The following is a 14,324-nucleotide window of genomic DNA, read 5'->3' on the forward strand; positions in this document are numbered from 1 at the left end:
CCTACTCGACGGCTACGGGTCTGAGCGCACGATAAATTTTGAATAGCCACTTAACAGTGCTAGTCCGAGATATTGAAAAGGATCTGGTAGCCACGCATGAAAAATTTTTAGAGGTAATGCGAGGAGAGGAATAGAGTCAGTAAAGACAATGCTGGTGTTAATGTCATTGGCCAGCGTGATGAGTGAGCCGAGTGGCCAGCTCCATGCTTCGCGACGGAAGAAGTGCCAGCCAATATAATGCTGAAAGCTGTCGCCTTCATTTAACAGCCAGCCTACCTCACTTGGAGACAGCATATTGCCGTATAAATAGTAAGCGAAGCCAGCACCCAGTAAACTGGCCATAGCAATAGTGAGATAATGGTAGCGGTTCGTTGATGAAATAGATGAAGCTGTCATAAGTATATTTTATGAACCTAAATTTTATGGTTGCTTACTTTTCCTTGCTAACCGCTAGCAGTAACTTGCCTATGTTGGCGTCGGTTTTTAGGTAGTCATGAGCTTCGGCGGCTTGGGTGATCGGCCAGCTCTTGTGGATTAGTGGCTTAATTTTACCTTGAGCCAGTTTCGGCCACACTCTTTCCCGTAGCTGCGTGAGAATATGCCCTTTCTGCTCTGGTGGGCGTGCCCGCAGTGTTGAACCGATCAATCGCTGGCGCTTCATTAGCAGGCGGCCGTAGTCCAATTCAGCGCGATTACCGCCTAGCATGGCGATCACCACCATGCGGCCATCCGGGTTCAATACCTTCTGATTGGCAGCAAGGTAGCTGGCGCCCACCGGGTCGAGAATCACGTCAGCACCCCCCCAGTCTTTGACCGCATCAATGAAGTCACCGTCGTGGCGATTCCAGCTGGCAGCGGCGCCTAGGGCTTCACAGGCGTCGCGCTTTTTCTGGCTACCTACGGTGACAAAGCAGGGGTTGCCGAAGGCGCGGCATAGCTGAATGGCGGCACTGCCCACGCCGCTGGCACCGGCATGAATTAGTGCCCGCTCGCCTGGCTGCATGGCGGCTTCCATATACAGGTTTAGCCAAGCCGTGGCGAACACCTCGGGTAGCGCCGCCGCGTCGCGCAAGCTGAGCCCGTCGGGTATGGGTAGCAGTTGGCGTACATCAACGACTACCTGTTCGGCATAGCCACCACCTGCTAGTAGCGCACAGACCTGTTGGTCAACGTCAATATCCTGCACGTCCGCACCAATCTCAGTCACCGTGCCGCTGACCTCCAGCCCCAGCGTTTCAGAGGCGCCGGGCGGCGGTGGATACTTACCGGCTAGCTGGGCCAGATCGGCGCGGTTGACGCCCGCCCAGGCCACTCGAAGCTTGACTTCGCCAGGCCCCGGTGCGGGAAGATCAGCGACCTCGGTCCAGTGCATGGTGGCCTGATCGTGAGTGATGGCATGCATTCTGATGTCCTCTTGCGCTGTAAAATAAATGCTGAAAACAGATCAGCAGCCCGCCAGCCGTGCTTCAATCAGCTCGATCATGGCCTCGGGCGTGGCCGCATCAAGCAGCTGGGCGCGCGTCTCTCCAGCCACAAAACCAGCCGCGACAGTGCTATCGAGAAACGTCATCAGTGGCTGATAGAAACCTTCGGTGTCCAGCAGCCCCAGCGGCTTGTGGTGAAGCCCCAGGTAGCGCCACGTCCAGGTCTCAAACAGCTCTTCCAGAGTGCCGATGCCGCCCGGCAGCGCAATGAAGGCATCACTGCGCTCCGCCATGCAGGCTTTACGCTCGTGCATGTTACTGACCCGGATCAGCTCGTCGAGTTCCAGGTGAGCCTGTTCGCGTTCCACCAGATGGTCGGGCATAACACCAGTCACTTCGCCGCCATTGGCCATCACGCTATTGGCCAGCTCGCCCATTAGCCCGATGCGCGCACCGCCGTACACCAGACTATGTCCGCGCTGGCCAATCAGCTCACCAAGCCGGACAGCAGCCTGTTGGTAGGCCGGTAGATTCCCCGCGCGCGAGCCCAGGTAAACACAAATGGCAGCCATGATGATGCTCTCCTGTTATTGCTTGATGGTTGTATTGATGTTTGCGAAAAAAACGCATCTCGTTGTTTATAAAGGGATGTTTTGACCTTCGTAGGAACGGCCTTCAGGCCGCGATGGCGCCGTAGGCGCCCGGGCAACGCCGCTGATTTTACCATGGGCACCAACTTCACCGCCGCTGCGCGCCGGTGTCGCCTTGTAAACAAGGCTCTTACGAAAAGCCTTGGCTTTTAAACCACCAGGGGCACCGTTTGGTGCCCCTAGTGGTCTTGCTGTTGTTGCCATTATCCGTCGTATTTTTCGGCGTCGCGCTTCATGGCTTTGCGCACAAAAATAACACCATAGACTGTGCCACCAACCATCAGGGCGACCAGAACAATGCTTGCGATAACTGACGCATCCCAGAACATGGATGTGACTCCTTTGTAAGGTGTGGGGGAGGGGCTTTGAACCCTGCACCGGGTTCAGGGCAAGCAGTCAGCAACGCCATAATGTTCATCGAGCCACTGGCCGATAATGTTGTTACCGCACAGGTGATGAGCATATTGGGTATGCAGGCAGCGCACCTGGTTGCGATTGGCAATGCCGCCGATGCCGCGGGTTCGTAAGGGCTCAGTATACCCGAGACGTTCGATCTCAGCCCGTTGGACTTCAGTCATATAGCGCCAGCGCGCCGCCACATAGTCGTCGTGACTGCGATGATAAGCGGCCAGAAAGTCGCTGTCGTGTTGCAGGCGGTCTTCCAGTTCCTTGATCACGCCACTGGCTTCAATGCGTGAAATCACGACTTTCAGCAGGTCAGAACTCAGCCAGTAAAGGGTGGGGAAGGGTTTACCGTCGATGATCGGCGCCATGCGTAACACCAGTGGAGTGCCCTCACCATCGGTGGCGGCCAGTGCCTCAATGCCACGCGGGGCGCGCCCCAGCTGCTGGGCGATAATGGCGAGCTGGCGCTCGTCAGGCATTGTTTCAGGTCGAATCACCATCGTCGGGGTCTCGCAAAAACTTGTTGGAATGGCCCACGGCGCTAAAAAAGCAACGGTGCAGCTGGCCGGGTGTGGCTGCATACTGCCAATGGCGTGCGCAGTACTCTTCACCACGCGCCATCAGCGCCAGATAGAGGCGATTGAACGGGGCATCATAGTCGTAGGGGTCGGCGCCAAACAAGCGGATGTGCGGGTAGTCAGCGAAGCGTTCCATGAAAAAACGCTCCAGATCTTGCTCTACCGCCTGGTGCAGCGGCGTATTGTCAGGGTCGAGCCAGATGTCATAGCGAAGGTCGACCGTCATATACAGCGCTCCTTGATGGGTGGCCTCATGTCCTAGACAGCGCGGCGTAGCGGGCACTCAGTAATCCGGCCAGATCCGCAGGGCTGAGGCTGACTTCCAGGCCGCGTCGCCCGGCGCTGACGTGTATTGTATCTTGCGACTGGGCGCTGCTGTCGATGAAGGTCGGCAGGCGCTTTTTCTGCCCCAGCGGGCTGATGCCGCCCAGCACGTAGCCGGTGGCTCGCTGTGCTTCATCCGGGTTGGCCATGCTGGCCTTTCGGGTACCGGCGGCACGTGCCAGCGCCTTGAGGTCGAGCTGCCCGGACACCGGCACAATCGCCACGGCCAATCTGCCGTCATCGAGTTTGGCCAGTAGCGTTTTGAACACTTGCGCGGGCGAAAGCTCAAGTACTCTTGCGGCTTCTTCGCCATAGCTTGTACTGCTGTCGTCGTGTTCGTACTGGCGAATCTCAAACGTGATACGCGCTTTCTCAAGCGCTTTAATGGCGGGAGTCATCAGGCGGATGGCTCGTCGCGTAAATGCGCTGTTAAGGTGTCACGCAGCTCACCCTCAATGGGTATCGAGCGTTTCTCCTGATGGTCGTAATAGATCATGATAGCGTTGCCAATGCCCGCCATTACGCCGTTTTGGTGCGCCTCTTGGGTCACCGTAAAGGAACTGTTGCCCAGCCGAGAAAGGTAAGTGCGAATCTCGACATCGTGGCCGTAAAACAGCTCGGCACGGTATTCCACGTCAATGCGAGCCAGCATCAAGCGCCATTTTTTAGTGTCTAGGTCTGGTGTGAATAGCTTGAACAGATCGTTGCGGGCTAGTTCGAACCAAGCTGGCAAGCGGGTGTTGTTGATATGGCCCAGCGCATCAGTGTCATAGAAGGCAGGCTCAACAGTGCGAACAAACATGGCATGTCCTTGAGGGCAGAGTCTTGAGTTGACGGTATCGTGATGCGTTGCGCCAAATGATTGCGCTAAATGAAAATGACCGCTCTGACACCGTAGGTTCCAACATTGCTTAAACCAAGCCGTTGGTCAAGCGGATGGTGTAACAGATGATGTAACGGATAGCGTGGCGGATGGATTAGCGCATGATGTAATACGCATGATCAGCTTGCAGCAGATCGGTCATGCCACCACTGCTGAACACGCATCCAACCCAGCAACCACAGCGTGGCCACGGCAAAGCCGCTTAACGTGCCCAGCGCTAAGCCTAATGCTGGGTAGGTCAGTGAGACACACAGGGTGTAGCTTAACAATGCGCCTAGCCCAGCGGGGTAGTGCTTGATGATTGTGACTACCGGCGCTCGGCCATGCGTGAGGTGCACAATCAGTAGCAGGGGGAACATGGTGAAGGGGAAGGCCGCCATGACACCCGTCCAAGCGGGCGGCAAGACATGGGCTAGGCCGGTAATCACCAAAATGGTTGTGGCGGCAAGGCCTGCGCGCAGTGCCATAGCAAGCCATGAAAAATGCCCTCGGGCGCCGGTGCTCACATTAGGCAAGCGGCGATAAAGATAAGTGAAAACAATAATGGCGACGAGAGTTGTCAGCGTGCCGCTGAGGCGCGTGAATGGAATTTGTGCCAGCACTAAGCTAGCCGCCAGCCAGGCCACTAGGCCCGCTGCTGTTCCGCTGAGTACGCCCAGCCAACCATCGCGGCGGGCACCCAGTAAATAGCCGCCGCACAGCGCCAAGGTGGCCGTGAAGCCAGCCAGCGTATACACGGCACTTTCCGTGGCAAAAGCGGGCGAAATTTCCAGCCCAATAAAGAACAGTGCCAGCGCGGTGCCTAATGGGTAGCCCGCCAATAGCCCAGCCATGCGAGCGCTCAACCGCTCGGCAATCATCGCTAGGCCCAGTACCATGCCAATGGAAACAGCCAGCTTGATTAACTGGATACTTAGCGGAACATCCATCTTCAATTCCTTTTTTTATACTCATCGTTCTTGTACTAACCATTCTTATACTAAGCGCAGCCCCTGATGATCTTGCCAAGCGTCGCTCATAGCGGCCAGTAGTATGGATGATTCGCGCAAATGCACAGGTAACGCCTGTTGCGCCTTATCCAAACTGGCATGATGGCGGTTGCGCAGCCAGCAGTAAGCCCAGCTGCAGGCTTCATCATCGCTGAGAGGTTGGGGGTGAGCGGGCATCTGAATCAATAGGAATACCGCTGTTCTGGCTGCCCACAGCGGGACATCATCGCTGCCCTGGCTCCAGCGTGTCAGGGTCGCTCCGTCAGGTGTTGACTCGGGTTGGCCGAGGCCAGCGACTCTGGCCGTTTCGGCCAGTATCAGTGCGAGCTGATCGGCATCGCCACGCCCCAAGGCAAGCCAACGGGCGAGGGTGGCAGGCAGGCCACGGCGTACCTTGGCATAAAAACCGTTCTGCGGCATGGTATTAGTCATGTAACCTCTGTCATCAGTGAACCACCTTTTGTTGTTTTTTGTCGCTTTACTCAAGAACAGCTTTTTTCAAGGACAGCTTTTTTCAAGAACAGGAACCGCAACGCTATGCGCTATGATTTTGCCACGCCGATTGATCGTCGCCACCCAAAAAATGACTGGTCGTCGTTCAAGTGGCACCGTTACGCCGATGATGTGTTGCCGCTGTGGATCGCCGACATGGATTTCGCCTCGCCGCCCGAGGTTATCGAAGCACTTCAGGCGCGAGTGGCCCATGGGGTATTCGGCTATGGTCAGGTCAGAGACTCCCTGCGCGAGGTCATGTGCGCCTGGAGTGAAACTCACTATGACTGGCCGATCCAGCCGGACTGGCAGTTATGGTTACCGGGAGTGGTGCCGGCGCTGCACCTGGCCAGCCTGGCGCTGACCGAGCCGGGCGATGGCGTGCTGACGGTAACGCCCATCTATCCGCCGTTTTTGCAGGTAGCCGAGCGCACCGGGCGCGTCACCCAGCGTGCCGCCTTGCGGCCACCACAGGAAGATGGCGGGCGCTGGAGCCTGGATCTTGATGCCCTAGAAGCGGCGATCACCCCACGTACCCGGCTGCTGCTGTGGTGCCATCCGCACAATCCCACCGGGCGGGTATGGAGCCATGACGAGCTGGCCGGGCTTGCCGAACTGGTGCGCCGTCACGACCTGATCGTGGTATCAGATGAACTGCACGCCGACCTGATGCTGGAAGAAGGTGCCTCTCACCGCCCTTGGGCAGCGCTGTTTCCTGACCTGGCCGAGCGCACTATTACACTGTGGGCACCTTCTAAGACATTTAACGTGGCGGGACTGACAGCAGCTTGTGCGGTGATCTCCGATACCAACCTGCGGCAGCGCTTTACCGACGTAGCCAAAGGCCTACAACCGGACGGCAACGTACTGGGGCTGGTGTCTGCCGAAGCCGCTTATCGCCACGGCGAGCCCTGGCGCCAAGAATTGTTAGCGACCCTGCGTGCCAACCGCGCGAGCCTTATTGAGCGTGTTGCCCGTTGGCCAGGTGTACGCATGGCACCTGCCGAATCCACCTATCTGGCCTGGCTCGACCTGCGAGACTCTCCCGCCATGGAAGGCCAGAAATCTCCTCAGCAACAACTATTGAAGCTGGCAGGAGTGGCACTGTCAGACGGCGCCGACTTCGGCTGGCCCGGCTTTGTGCGGCTGAACTTCGGCACCACACCCAGCCAACTCGAAGCTGCATTGGTACGGATGGATAGCGTGCTAGCTTAAGACGATTTTTGCCATAACCGCCAACCCAACCACCGCTGCGCGGCGGTATCGCCTTGTGAACAAGGCGCCTACGAAAACCATTGCATCTCGTTGTTTATAAACGGATGCGCTGACCCTCGTAGGAGCGACCTTTAGGCCGCGATGGCTGCTGTCTTAGTACAACAACGCGAACAGCTTGCGGCGGTAGCTGACGGTCAAGGGATGGTCCGCGCCGAGGGCATCGAATACCCGTAGCAGCGTCTTGCGCGCTATATCGTCTTGGTAAGCACGGTCCTGCTTCATCAGCGTCAGCAGGGCTTCAAGGCCGTCTTCGTACTGGCCGTCGGCGACCTGGCGCATTGCTCGCTGATAACAGGCTTCGCTGTCATCGCGCTCGCCCAGTGCTTCAATCTGTTCGGCAGATGGTGCTTCGTCGGCAAATTCGATGCTGGCGCGCACGCCACGGGCGGGGGCGGCATCACGCACTTCTGGCGGTAGGTTGTCGAGTACTGCCAGGGCATCGTCGGCCTGCTTAGCTGCTGCCAGCACCCGGGCCAGTTCTACCTGATAGTCGTGATGGTCGGGCCACTGTGATACCAGCTCCTGGTAAATGGTCAGTGCAGTGGCCGTATCGCCGGCCTCAAAGGCTGCGGCGGCTTCTTCCTCGGGGCTTAGCGGGGCTTCGGCGGGAGCGGGGAAGTACTTGCTCAACCACTCGCGAATCTGCTTTTCGGGCAGCGCGCCCTGGAACTGGTCGACCAGCCCGCCCTGGCTGATGAGCTTGACGTCCGGCACTGAGCGCACGCCCAGCTGCTCAGCAATTTCCGGGTTTTCGTCGATATTGAGCTTGGCAAGAATAAAGGCCCCGTTGTACTCACGGGCCAACTTTTCCATCACCGGCATCAGGTTCTTGCAGGGTTCGCACCAGGGCGCCCAGCAGTCAAGAATCACTGGCACCTGCATCGACATATCCAGCAACTGCTGAATATTGCTGGTATTGGCCTCAACCACCGGGTCGGGTGCCTGCTCTGGGTTCTGGGGATCTGTCGTCGGCGCAGTAGCTGCGCCTGCCTGGGGGCTCGCATCGGCAATTGGCTGGCCGGTGCGGGGATCAATAATTGCCATGAACTGAAGGCCTTTAGTCGCAATGAGTTTGCACTCTAGATGCGGGCAGCGGCAGAGAATTTCAAGGGGGCTTAGGGCGGGTGAGCACGGCGTTGTGGGGGGGGGCGGTAGAGCAGCTCGCCGCCAGCGCCGACATACATCATTTCCAGCAGGCCGCCGTAGCCCATGGCATACCAGTTATCGCCCAGCTTACCGGTGCGGGTGTACTGCAGGTTCTCGATGCTCAGGCTCGACTCAGACAGGTAGTCGCCGATATAGGTATGCATTCGGGGCAGTTCGAGTCAGCAATGTACTGGTAGTCGTCCAAGCTATCCCAGACGGTCCAGGCTAGCTCACCGTCCAGTGCCGCGATCAAGCGGAACAGGTAGTCATCCGGGCCACCGAAGTTTTGGTCGAGGCGTGGGCCAAAGTTCCAGTTAAAGCGCTGGGACAGGGCCTGATACAGCGTTTCTCCTTGAGGCTCTCGGCGGCTGTCGATCCAGCTCACTGGCGACATCCGCGATTTACTGTGCCAGTGCGAGTCCGGCTCCGGAGTCAGCACCAATCTGAGCACTGCCACGTCTGTTGCTGGTTTAGCTGTAGTTGACAGACTTTAGTTGACTGGCGGAGTGCTGCTCCTGTTACGGTGTGTCGGCAAGCGCCGTGCTATGCTGTTCGCGTTTTCATACGCCATGCCACGATTTAAATTAATTTCTGCTGGTTCCTTTGCTAGCCATGTCCAAATCTCTGCTTCTTAGATTCCTGCTCAGTAGCATAGTGCTCATTGCCCCAACCGCTTTTGCTATTGAAAGCAGCGCTATTGATACCAGCGCCGTTAGCGACGATGGCAACGACACCGCCAGTGGAGGCGATGGTGAAGACAGCAGTAGTGAAGTGAATGACGACCGGCTACCTGACTTGGTGGTTTACGCTACTCGTGTGGTGCCGGGCGTGCAGCGCCTGACGGGCCAAGCGCTGAGCGGTATGGCACGCAGCGACCTGGCTGAAGCACTCAGCATCATTCCCTCGGTTCGGGTGGTGGATTCGGCCAGCTCAAGCCTGCAGCAGGGCGATATTAAACCGTCAGAGTTTTCTATTCGTGGTGCCGCGCCCTACCAGAACAAGCTGACGCTGGACGGGGCCAGTATCGACAGCCTGTTGGACCCGGGTAACAAGCAGCCAGCCAGCAGCCAGACGCCGTCGCGAACCCAATTAGAGGGGCACTCCCAGGGGTTGTTTGTTGATCCGGGCTTTCTGGACTCGCTGGAAGTCATCGATATCAACGCGCGGGCCAGTGAGGGTGGCTTTGTCGGCGGCGTGGTGAAAGCCGAGACGCGGCGCTATGAAGGGGAAGACGCCTTCGAGATCAGCTATCGGCGCACCGCTGATAACTGGACACAGTTTCATGTAGATAAAGACCAGCGCGACGAGTTTGAGGACGGCGCTGGGCAGTACCCTACCGGTACGCCGGGTGAGTATCAGCCCGATTTCAAGAAATCCCAGGCCGCGGTGTCGGGAGCCACTCGCGTTGGCGATGTGGGGCTGTTCGCCGGCGTCAGTGAAAAGCGCTCCCGCATTTCGCAAAAGCAGCTGGTGGCCATGGACCTAGAGCAGCTGATCGAGACTGGCAAGGCGTTCAAGGCCACCGGCAATCGCTCGCTGGACAGCCACTCGCGCTACGCTACCTTGCGTGCCGACGCCCTGGAAACTGACTATGACCTGAGCGCCACCCTGGCCTACAGCGATTACTCCGACGACAGTTTCCTGATCAACTACCTGGACTCGGACTATAAGAGCAACAGTGACGGTATGACGTTAAGCGTCAACTTTGCTGACGACATCGGCGATAGCCGCCTCAAGCTCAACACCAATCTGGGTATCAGCCGCAACCAGCGTGAGTCGCAACGTGACGATCTCAATAACTACAAGGGCAGAAACCTGTACCAGGGCGCAATCATTGGTGGCCTGGGTGATCTGACCAATCAGCAGCGTAGCCTGGGTAGCGATCTGGAGGTCAGCACCCCGCTCAGCCCCAGCCAGACGCTCAACTACGGCGGCGAGATGAAGTGGACCTACTTCAAGCAACAGCGTGATTCGTCGTTTACTGAGCGCACTTACAACCCCGTGGGCAACACCTACAGCGACACGCCCTACAGTGATCATTATCTGTATGAAGAATACCGCTACCGTCCTGGTAGCGTCAGCTTCAACAGCCTGAATGCAGCTCTGTTTGCCGAGCTGGACGGCGAGCAGGGTCGGTTTTTTTGGCGGCCCGGCCTGCGCATTGAGCGCGACGACTGGCTGGGCAATACCAACATCGCCCCGCGTTTGATGGCTGGCATGCATCTGGATAGCGAGCAGCGTTATCAGCTGCGTCTGGGTGCCAACCGCTATTACGGTAAGTCGTTTCTGAGTTATCGGCTGCGTGAGAAAGAGCGTGAGCTGCTGTCCATTCGCCGCCGCGCCTCGAAAGACCCTGATGCCGGCTTCGTCAGCGTCGACCCGGACGACGAATGGCAGTATCGCGACCTTGATACACCCTACGATGACGAGTTCAGCGTTGGCGTTTATGGCCCCGTCTGGCGTGGCGAAGCCGGACTGCAGGCAGTGCTGCGCCAGGGCGAAGACCAGATCCGCACACGCGTTGACCCAGATAGCGACCTGCGCTGGTATGCCAACACCGGCAGCAGTAAGACTAAGCAGATTGATCTTTACTGGCACTCAGACCCGCTGACCTGGGGTGAGTCGACCTGGCATATCAACGCCGCCCTGTCGTGGATGGACAAGGAAACCGACGCCAGGTTTGATGATGCCAACGGCGGCTATAACGGCACCCAGCAGCCCAATGAAGACGTTATCTACAAGGGCAAGCGCATTGCGCGCAACCAGCTGCCCGCTGACGACTACGCGGTTCCCATTACCGCTGGCGTCGATGTGGTCACTCAGCTATTCAATGAGCTGGTGACGATCACCAATGGCCTGGCCATTACCGACGGCTACAAGTACCTGAACCGCACTGGAACTGACGGCGCGACCGGTCTGGACCGCTACGAAGTGGAGCGCCAGGGCCACACCCTGCGCTGGGACCTAAGCGTGGAAGCTCGGCTGCTGGATAGCAAAGCCTCACCTTACCTACGCGCCGACGTGCTCAACGTTACCAACAGTGAAAACGTGGTCAGCGCCGAAAACGGTGTTCAGCTATTCAGCCTGGGGCGCCAGCTGTGGCTGGAGGTGGGGTATCGATTCTGACCAGCCTTGCTGAATCGCTGGAATCCCGACCCGCAGCCTGGCGTGTTAGGAGTGTTAGTTGCGTTAGACTGTTTCATGACCTGCCTCCTTTAATATTGGCTCTGTGTTGTTGCCCTACTTCAACATAACCCACGACGTTGAAGAGGGGCAGGTCAATCCATAATGTCTACCCAGGGCGAAACCTCATTACACCCAGCGACATGTGTTGGTTTTCGTAGCCTTGTTCACAAGGCGACACCGTCGCGCAGCGGCGCTGGGGTTGTCGCTAAACCTGCTTTAGTGGCGTTGCGGTGTAAATGCGTCATCATGTAACAAGTACTTTATGCCAGTGACTTATCACCAAGGAGAGTTGCCGTGGGGTTTCGCTTCCAGCGTCGTATTACGCTGGCGCCGGGCGTCCGGCTTAACCTGAGCAAGCGGGGGCTTGGCTTCTCGATTGGGCCGAGAGGGGCTAGCCTCAGCGTTGGGCCTAGTGGTGTGCACGGCCATGCTGGTGTGCCTGGCACGGGCTTGGCCTATCGGCAGAAACTCAGCTCCGTGGGGCCGCTCGGGGCGTCTGGTTCCGGCAGTGACTTTGCCCACGCCTTTGACGCAGCCTTGGCCCAGGGTGAGCCGGTATCGGTCGAGCTTGAGGTCGATAAACGCGGCGATATCCACTTTTTCCACGCTGACGGAACGCCGCTGAGCGATGATCAGGCGCAGGCGCTTCGCCGTCATGCCAGGGAGCCTCTGCGCGAGCACCTGAGTCGCTTTTGCGAGCAGCACAGTGAGCAGATCAGCCGTTTGGGTCGGTTGCATGTAGAAACGCCCTGCCCGGAAAGCCGTGGCTACGTTGCCCGTGAGTTCAGCCAGGCACCGCCATCACGCCCACAGCCCCAGCCGTTGGCCTGGTGGCATGCTCTTTGGCCGCCGGCCCGGCGCCGTGTGGCGCAGCAGAACCGTCATCGCCAGGCCGAATTCGACCAGGCGTATCGTGACTGGGAAACCCGTAAGGCCAAGTATGATGCGGCGGAGTTCGCACGCTACCAGCGCGAGGATGAAGGCGTACTGCATGATGCTGACGCCATGGAAGCGACGCTGTGTGAAAGGCTGAAGGAAATCGACTGGCCGCGGGAAACGGTTGTTGATTTTGATCTTGGCAACGACGTTCGAACGATTGCTGTCGATATCGAACTGCCTGGTGAGGAGGAAATGCCGGAGTACTTCTGGGTGATGCCCGCGAAACAGGTTAGGCTTTCTCCGCGTCGGCTGAGTGCGACCCGTCAGCGTAAACTCTACCGTGACTATGTGCATGGCGTGGCGTTTCGCGTGCTGGGCGCGGTCTTTGCTCGGCTGCCGACGGTGCAGGAGGCGCGGGTGTCGGGCTACCGTCAGGTGGCGGACCCTGCCACGGGTGGCGAGCGCGACCAGTACCTGTTCAGTGTAAAAGTTACCCGTGAGCAGTGGAGCAAGGTTCATTTTGACAGGCTGGAGCTGGTTGACCCGGTGGTCGCCATGGACGCCTTCACGCTGCGCCGGGATATGACCAAAACTGGCATCTTCCGAGATATCGAGCCGTTCAAGCTGATATAGCCAGTAGAGCCATAGCCTGTGGTTTTACCCTTTGGCCGGCGCGCGAAGTTGAACTCGCGTGTCGGTCTTGATGCCCTCTTGATGCCCTGCGGCTGCTGCTTCGTTATCATGGGGGCATTCCGCTTGCGGCTCATACACTCCCTGCTAGGCCATTGACCCATGTCCCGACCCTTACGCGTGATTTTCGCCGGTACACCCGACTTCGCCGCCATTAACCTGACGGCGTTGTTAGGTAGCCGTCATCGGGTGGTTGCCGTGTATACCCAGCCGGACCGTCCCGCCGGGCGAGGGCGAAAACTGATGCCCGGCCCGGTAAAGCGCCTGGCCATGCAGCACGATATCCCGGTGTATCAGCCGCTTAGCTTAAGAGATGACGATGCACAGCAGACGCTGGCCGCACTGGATGCCGACCTGATGGTGGTAGTGGCCTATGGGCTGATTCTGCCGCGTGCGATTCTTGAGACGCCGCGGCTGGGCTGCATCAACGTGCATGCTTCGTTATTGCCGCGCTGGCGCGGTGCGGCCCCGCTTCAGCGGGCCATTGAAGCCGGTGACAGTGAGAGCGGCGTGACCATCATGCAGATGGATGAAGGCCTTGATACCGGCGATATGTTGCGGGTAGAACGTACGCCAATCACTGACACCACCACCGGCGGTGAGCTGCATGACCGCTTGGCTCTTCTTGGTGGCGAGGCGCTGCTTGAAACTCTGGAAGCCGTGGCTGATGGAAGCGTTATTGCCACGCCTCAACCCGAACAGGGTGTGACCTACGCGGCCAAGCTGTCTAAGGCTGAGGCCGAGTTGGACTTTCGCCAGGATGCTTCGCAGCTGGCCGCCCGCATTCGCGCGTTCAATCCCTGGCCGGTGGCCTGGTGTGTGCTGGGCGATGACCGGTTACGACTGCTGATGGCCAGTGTTGGCCGCTTGGAAGACGGTGAGTCACCCAGTGCGCCGGGCACATTGCTGGCCCACCATGAGTCCGCCCTGCGCATTACCTGTGGCGAGGCAGGCGATCAGGTATTGAGTGTCAGCCAGGCGCAGTTGCCTGGCGGCAAAGCCATGTCAGTGCATGATCTGCTGCTGGCAAGAGCCGAGCGCCTGGCGCCGGGAATTCGTTTAGGCCAGTTGGAGAGTGCTTCATGAGTCGCAACAGTTCATCAAAGCCGTCTGGAAAGGCGCCCGGGAATGCGTCTGGGAAGAACAGTGCTGCTAAAGGTAGCCCTGGCACCGCGGTTCGCGCCGCGGCGGCGCGTGCTCTCGCGCCGGTACTTATTGGCAAGGGCTCGCTCAGCCAGCTGGACGACCACCAAGTGGTGGCGCGCGACCGCGGGCTGCTGAAAGAGCTGTGTTACGGCACTTGCCGGGCGCTGCCGCGGCTTGAGGTGCTGGGCGCCCAGCTGCTAGAACGTCCGTTTAAGGCACGGGATGCCGATGTTCATGCGTTGTTGCTGGTGGGTATC

The 14,324-nt window shown here is 58.5% G+C and carries 18 protein-coding genes; 5 read left to right on the forward strand and 13 right to left on the reverse strand.

From position 1 onward, the window contains the following. Window positions 1-12: 12 nt before the first annotated feature. From ACTH3D_RS09790 to ACTH3D_RS09835, 10 genes are all read right to left on the reverse strand, one after another. Window positions 13-396: a DUF6311 domain-containing protein gene (locus tag ACTH3D_RS09790; protein WP_441666891.1), complete on the reverse strand. Its 384-nt coding sequence runs from the start codon at window positions 394-396 to the stop codon at window positions 13-15. A gap of 34 nt (window positions 397-430) precedes the next feature. Next, a complete protein-coding gene (locus ACTH3D_RS09795) occupies window positions 431-1,402 on the reverse strand; it encodes an NAD(P)H-quinone oxidoreductase (protein ID WP_441666892.1) in 972 nt (323 codons plus the stop codon). Between the two features lie 42 nt (window positions 1,403-1,444). Then, a complete protein-coding gene (locus ACTH3D_RS09800; protein WP_441666893.1) occupies window positions 1,445-1,996 on the reverse strand; it encodes a TIGR00730 family Rossman fold protein in 552 nt (183 codons plus the stop codon). A gap of 281 nt (window positions 1,997-2,277) precedes the next feature. Then, complete coding sequence (locus tag ACTH3D_RS09805; protein WP_441666894.1) at window positions 2,278-2,403, reverse strand: hypothetical protein; 126 nt, start codon at window positions 2,401-2,403, stop codon at window positions 2,278-2,280. Window positions 2,404-2,457: 54 nt separating this feature from the next. Then, window positions 2,458-2,979: a DUF501 domain-containing protein gene (locus ACTH3D_RS09810; RefSeq protein ID WP_441666896.1), complete on the reverse strand. Its 522-nt coding sequence runs from the start codon at window positions 2,977-2,979 to the stop codon at window positions 2,458-2,460. Continuing rightward, on the reverse strand, window positions 2,963-3,283 hold the full coding sequence (locus tag ACTH3D_RS09815) for a hypothetical protein (RefSeq protein ID WP_441666897.1): 321 nt from the start codon (window positions 3,281-3,283) through the stop codon (window positions 2,963-2,965). The genes ACTH3D_RS09810 and ACTH3D_RS09815 overlap by 17 nt, the downstream gene beginning before the upstream one ends. A gap of 25 nt (window positions 3,284-3,308) precedes the next feature. Continuing rightward, window positions 3,309-3,779, reverse strand: coding sequence for a Cys-tRNA(Pro) deacylase (gene ybaK / locus ACTH3D_RS09820; RefSeq protein ID WP_441666898.1), 471 nt, complete (start codon window positions 3,777-3,779; stop codon window positions 3,309-3,311). Then, entirely contained in the window at window positions 3,779-4,183 is a 405-nt protein-coding gene (locus ACTH3D_RS09825; protein WP_441666899.1) for an acyl-CoA thioesterase, read from the reverse strand. Before ACTH3D_RS09825 ends, ybaK begins: the two co-directional genes overlap by 1 nt. Before the next feature lie 200 nt (window positions 4,184-4,383). Further along, window positions 4,384-5,193 carry a hypothetical protein gene (locus ACTH3D_RS09830; protein WP_441666900.1) on the reverse strand — a complete coding sequence of 270 codons (810 nt, stop codon included), beginning with the start codon at window positions 5,191-5,193 and terminating at the stop codon, window positions 4,384-4,386. A 45-nt stretch (window positions 5,194-5,238) separates the two neighbouring features. Continuing rightward, on the reverse strand, window positions 5,239-5,673 hold the full coding sequence (locus tag ACTH3D_RS09835; protein WP_441666910.1) for a hypothetical protein: 435 nt from the start codon (window positions 5,671-5,673) through the stop codon (window positions 5,239-5,241). Window positions 5,674-5,790: 117 nt separating this feature from the next. On the opposite strand from ACTH3D_RS09835, the gene ACTH3D_RS09840 reads away from it, so the two are divergent. Then, complete coding sequence (locus ACTH3D_RS09840) at window positions 5,791-6,960, forward strand: MalY/PatB family protein (protein ID WP_441666901.1); 1,170 nt, start codon at window positions 5,791-5,793, stop codon at window positions 6,958-6,960. Window positions 6,961-7,113: 153 nt separating this feature from the next. On the opposite strand, the gene ACTH3D_RS09845 is transcribed toward ACTH3D_RS09840, so the two are convergent. From ACTH3D_RS09845 to ACTH3D_RS09855, 3 genes are all read right to left on the reverse strand, one after another. Next, window positions 7,114-8,064, reverse strand: a complete 951-nt coding sequence (locus ACTH3D_RS09845) for a tetratricopeptide repeat protein (RefSeq protein WP_441666903.1) — start codon at window positions 8,062-8,064, stop codon at window positions 7,114-7,116. A gap of 71 nt (window positions 8,065-8,135) precedes the next feature. Then, window positions 8,136-8,330, reverse strand: a complete 195-nt coding sequence (locus tag ACTH3D_RS09850) for a YjbH domain-containing protein (RefSeq protein ID WP_441666904.1) — start codon at window positions 8,328-8,330, stop codon at window positions 8,136-8,138. Continuing rightward, a complete protein-coding gene (locus ACTH3D_RS09855; RefSeq protein ID WP_441666905.1) occupies window positions 8,288-8,623 on the reverse strand; it encodes a hypothetical protein in 336 nt (111 codons plus the stop codon). Before ACTH3D_RS09855 ends, ACTH3D_RS09850 begins: the two co-directional genes overlap by 43 nt. Before the next feature lie 197 nt (window positions 8,624-8,820). On the opposite strand from ACTH3D_RS09855, the gene ACTH3D_RS09860 reads away from it, so the two are divergent. The 4 genes from ACTH3D_RS09860 to ACTH3D_RS09875 all read left to right on the forward strand — a co-directional run. Beyond that, entirely contained in the window at window positions 8,821-11,292 is a 2,472-nt protein-coding gene (locus ACTH3D_RS09860) for a TonB-dependent receptor plug domain-containing protein (protein WP_441666906.1), read from the forward strand. 354 nt (window positions 11,293-11,646) lie between these two features. Beyond that, entirely contained in the window at window positions 11,647-12,864 is a 1,218-nt protein-coding gene (locus ACTH3D_RS09865) for a DUF4236 domain-containing protein (protein WP_441666907.1), read from the forward strand. A gap of 159 nt (window positions 12,865-13,023) precedes the next feature. Further along, entirely contained in the window at window positions 13,024-14,007 is a 984-nt protein-coding gene (fmt, locus tag ACTH3D_RS09870; protein ID WP_441666908.1) for a methionyl-tRNA formyltransferase, read from the forward strand. Next, window positions 14,004-14,324, forward strand: a 321-nt coding sequence (locus tag ACTH3D_RS09875; protein WP_441666909.1) for a transcription antitermination factor NusB, incomplete at its 3' end; no start/stop codon positions are given. The genes fmt and ACTH3D_RS09875, both read left to right, overlap by 4 nt.

It is taken from the genome of Halomonas sp. (genome assembly GCF_052095765.1).
Lineage (GTDB): Bacteria > Pseudomonadota > Gammaproteobacteria > Pseudomonadales > Halomonadaceae > Halomonas.